The sequence below is a fragment of the Streptomyces sp. NRRL B-24572 genome (assembly GCF_002156145.1).
Lineage (GTDB): Bacteria > Actinomycetota > Actinomycetes > Streptomycetales > Streptomycetaceae > Streptomyces > Streptomyces vietnamensis.
In genome coordinates, this window is the sequence record NZ_MWIG01000889.1 from 1 (window position 1) to 3795 (window position 3795).

At 73.3% G+C, this 3795-nt stretch carries 5 protein-coding genes and 1 pseudogene; 2 read left to right on the forward strand and 4 right to left on the reverse strand.

What is annotated here, in order from left to right:
* Window positions 1–42: 42 nt before the first annotated feature.
* Entirely contained in the window at window positions 43–894 is an 852-nt protein-coding gene (locus CCN56_RS37720; RefSeq protein ID WP_086832192.1) for an NAD(P)H-binding protein, read from the reverse strand.
* A gap of 156 nt (window positions 895–1050) precedes the next feature.
* On the opposite strand from CCN56_RS37720, the gene CCN56_RS37725 reads away from it, so the two are divergent.
* On the forward strand, window positions 1051–1485 hold the full coding sequence (locus tag CCN56_RS37725; protein ID WP_086832193.1) for a GNAT family N-acetyltransferase: 435 nt from the start codon (window positions 1051–1053) through the stop codon (window positions 1483–1485).
* Here the strand turns inward: CCN56_RS37725 and CCN56_RS37730 are convergent.
* From CCN56_RS37730 to CCN56_RS37740, 3 genes are read right to left on the reverse strand one after another with little or no spacing between them, the layout of a single operon-like run.
* Window positions 1482–2000 carry a GNAT family N-acetyltransferase gene (locus CCN56_RS37730; protein ID WP_086832194.1) on the reverse strand — a complete coding sequence of 173 codons (519 nt, stop codon included), beginning with the start codon at window positions 1998–2000 and terminating at the stop codon, window positions 1482–1484. The genes CCN56_RS37725 and CCN56_RS37730 overlap by 4 nt on opposite strands.
* A gap of 14 nt (window positions 2001–2014) precedes the next feature.
* Window positions 2015–2869: a helix-turn-helix domain-containing protein gene (locus tag CCN56_RS37735; protein WP_086832195.1), complete on the reverse strand. Its 855-nt coding sequence runs from the start codon at window positions 2867–2869 to the stop codon at window positions 2015–2017.
* A gap of 25 nt (window positions 2870–2894) precedes the next feature.
* On the reverse strand, window positions 2895–3137 hold the full coding sequence (locus tag CCN56_RS37740) for a hypothetical protein (protein ID WP_086832196.1): 243 nt from the start codon (window positions 3135–3137) through the stop codon (window positions 2895–2897).
* Between the two features lie 180 nt (window positions 3138–3317).
* On the opposite strand from CCN56_RS37740, the pseudogene CCN56_RS37745 reads away from it, so the two are divergent.
* Window positions 3318–3795, forward strand: a pseudogene (locus tag CCN56_RS37745) (ABC transporter substrate-binding protein); the annotation flags it as partial.

Here is a 3795-nt window from a genome sequence, read left to right on the forward strand (position 1 = left end):
GGGGGACCCCCTTCGCCCCGGCGGAACGATTGCCCACAACGGTCAGGAGTGGAAGGCCTCTGCGTGGTCTCTGGTCCAGGTGGTGAAGGTGCGGGCGGGGTGGCCCGTCAGGGTTTCGATCGTTCTCGTCAGGGGGGTCGGGCGGCCGTCGTGGGAGGCCCAGTAGGCGAGGAGGGCGTTCGCGAACGGTTCCGGCATGAAGGCCGCGACCGATTCCTTCCAGTCCTCCGGGGTGACCGTCGTGTACGGCGCGGGGCGGCCCGTCACCTCGGCCACGATCGCCAGCTGCTCGGTGAAGTCCAGCGACTCCGGGCCGGTCAGGTGGTACGAGGAGCCGCGCAGCCGGGGTTCGGTGAGGACCGCGAAGGCGGCCTCGGCGACATCGCGCTCGTGGATCGGGTCCCCGTAGGCGTGCGGATACGGCAGGGCCGGGCCGTGGCCGTCCTTGAGCGCCCACGCCCACTGCAGGGCGTTGGTGGCAAAGGCGCCGGGGCGGAGGTGGGTGGTCTCGAAGGCGCCGGAGGCCGCGGCGGCCGACAGGGCGCGCTCGGCCGCGAGGTGGGAGGCCGCGATCGGGTTCTCGGCGGCGTCCGGGGCCAGGACGGAGCTGGAGGAGAGCAGGGTGATGTGCTCGACTCCGGCGGCGTGGGCCCGGTCGGCGAAGGTGTCGGCGTGTGCGGCCTCCGCGTACAGGAAGACGGAGTCGACGCCTTCCAGGGCGGTGTCGAAGGTGGCCGGGTCCGTGAGGTCGCAGTGCACGGTTTCCACGCCCAGGGGTGGGGAGAGGTCCGTGGGGTCCTTGGATCCGGCCCTGGCCTTGATGCCCGCGGCGTCGAGCAGGTCGAGCAGGGTGGTGGCGACCCGGCCGCGGCTTCCGGTGACGAGGACGGTCATGAGGGGGCTCCTGTCTTCATGTGCGCTGCGCAATCTGCGCTGCACAATCTGCGTTGCGCATTGTCTGCGCTATGCATTGCCTGCGTTACGCAGATAAATATCCTTGGTCGTGCCTCGGTCGTCAACCCTGAAAAAACCTGGGGTACCGTCCCCGACATGAAGATCATCGACCTCGCCCCCGGCGACCCCCGGCTGGAGAGCGACCTCCTGCCGGTCCTCTCCGAGCTCCGCCCCCACCTCACCCCGGAGCTCTTCCGCGAGGTCTACGAGGCCGGGCACCCCGAGGGGCTGCGGTTCAGCGCCGCCTACACGGACGACGGCCGCTGCGTCGGCGCGGCCGGGTGGCGGATCGTCAACAACACCAGCTCCCTGCGCAAGCTCTACGTCGACGACCTGGTGACCGCCGCCGCCGACCGCTCCACCGGCGTCGGGCACGCGCTCGTCGCCCACCTGGAGGAGCACGCCCGCGCGGCCGGCTGCCACGAGCTCAACCTGGACTCCGGCACCCACCGCACCGGAGCCCACCGCTTCTACCTGCGCGAACGCTTCGACATCGTGGCCTTCCACTTCACCCGGCCGCTCACCGACTAGCCGAGGTCGAACCGCCAGTCGTTGCAGCGCATCGGGCGCCCCGGCGGGTACTCGAAGTCCCGCTCGCCGAGCAGCTCGAACCCGGCCTTGCGGCACACCGCGTTCGACGCGGCGTTGTCCGCGGACGGGAACGCGTGCAGATGCCGGTGCAGGCCCGCGGCCCGGGCCTCGGCGATCACCGCGCGCGTGGCGGACGTCGCCAGGCCCCGGCCCTGGAAGCCCGGCAGCACCGCCCACCCCGTCTCGTACACCGGCTCGCCGTCCCAGGTCTGCGCCCAGAAGCCGATGCTGCCCACCACGGCCTCCTCCGGCAGCAGCACGATCCGGAACATGCGCCCCGCCCCCGTGGCGTCGGCGCTCAGGTCCACGTACCGCCGGTGCCGCTTGACCAGCTGATCCTCGGTCTCCGGGCCGCCCAAGTGGCCCATCAGTTCCGGTGCGTTCAGGGCGCGCAGCAGGTCCGCGTCCGCCTCGGACCAGGCTTCGAGGCGTATCTGTGAGGTGTTGTCGATCATGTCCGCACGGTAGGTCAGGGCACTGACACCGCGCGGGCGTACGCGGTCGGCGGCACCCCGATCGTCGCCGTGAAGTCCCGTACGAGGTGGGCCTGGTCGCTGTAGCCCAGCTCGGCGGCGAGCGCCGCCCAGTCCGGGACGCCCGCCGCCTCGGCGCGTTCCAGGGCCTCGTGGATCCGGTAGCGCAGGATCACCCACTTCGGGCCGACCCCGACGTGGCCGGCGAACAGGCGCTGGAGCGAGCGCGCCGACAGACCGCTCGCGGCGGCCAGCCGGGACACCTTGCGGACCGTGCGGTCCGAGCGGATCAGGTCCACCAGCTCCATGGCCTGCTCGGCCGCCGGGTCGGGCACCGGGCCGTGGGCCAGGAGGAAGGCGTCGAGCGCCGCCACGCGCGCGTGGTCCTCGTCGGGGGACAGTACGGCTGCCAGGGGGTCCGTTCCCCCGTCGTCCGGGAACACCTCGCCCAGCGGCACCCTGCGGCCCGTCCACGCCGACACCGGCCACGCGGGCGCGAAGGGCCGGAAACCGCCGGGCCGGAACTGCACCCCGCAGACCCGGCCCGCGTCCGTCAGCTTCTGCGTGAACAGGCCGAGCCCGACCCCCGACACCTCGGCCGACGCGCTCGCCGCCGCTGCCGGGGCGCCCAGGGGCCCGTACCGCTGGAAGACGACGTTCACCGACGGGTGCGGGACGAGATGGCTCGCGTACGGCTCCGGCAGCTCCCAGTCGATCAGCCAGTAGTGCTCCAGATACGGCCGCAGTTCCGGCGCCGGGACGTGCCGGCGGAAGCGGACGCGGGCGAGCAGCTCGGCGGGGTCGACGATGCCCCGGGTGTCCCGGCGGGGGCGGGGATCGGTAGTGGGCATGGCCCGGATGCTAGGGCCTGCGCGGTCAGCGCAGGCGGCCCGCCTCGCCCAGGGTGAGCCGGGAGACGACCTGGCCGAAGGCGCGCTCCTCCGCGGGCGTCAGCTCCACCGACTCCTGCGGGTGCCAGACCCGCTCCAGCGGAACGCCCGCCGGCTCGCGGCGCGCGCGGGCGCGCAGGCTCAGCGCCAGCCACGTCACCGTCGAGACGGCGAGCAGGCCGAACAGCGTGATCACACGGGGGTCCGAGAACGGGCCGGGCAGGGACATGGCTCACTCCAGGGCGCGAGGGCCGCCCGTACCTTGCGTGCCCCGGCAGGTGGCGCGCACGTGCGCGACGGCGCTGACGATTCCTACTGCTTCCTCCCGACCTGTTTAGTTAACACCACTCTGGGGGACTTCCGGCAGGGGGGCCGGGACCGAAGTCCCGGCCGGGGAGGGAGCAGCCGCATGTCCGGAACGCAGGCCTGGGGATTCACCGACGACAGGGGTACGGAGCTGGGGGCGGCCCGTGTGCCGCTGCGCGTGGTCGCTTATGTGCGGGCGGGTGCGGCGCTGCTCGACCTGGGGGTGACGCCGGTCGGCGTCTACGGCTCCGGGCACGACGGCGAGGCCCTCGACCCGGCCAAGGCGGGCGGGCTCGGGGCGGCCGGGGTGCCGTACCTCGGGCCGGGCCGGGCCCTGGACGAGGCGGCGCTGCGGGAGCTGCGCCCGGACGTGATCGTCGACGTGACCTACGACGGCAAGGGTCCGTACGCGCTCGACGAGGCGGTCGCCGAGCGGCTCGGGGTTCCGCTCGTGGCGCTCTCCGTCGGCAACGAACTCACCCTGCCGGCGATCCTCGACCGCTTCGCCGCGCTGGGTGCCTCACTCGGGGCGGAACCGGCAGTCGGCCCCGTGCCCGCTGCCGAGCTCGCCGCCGCCGAGG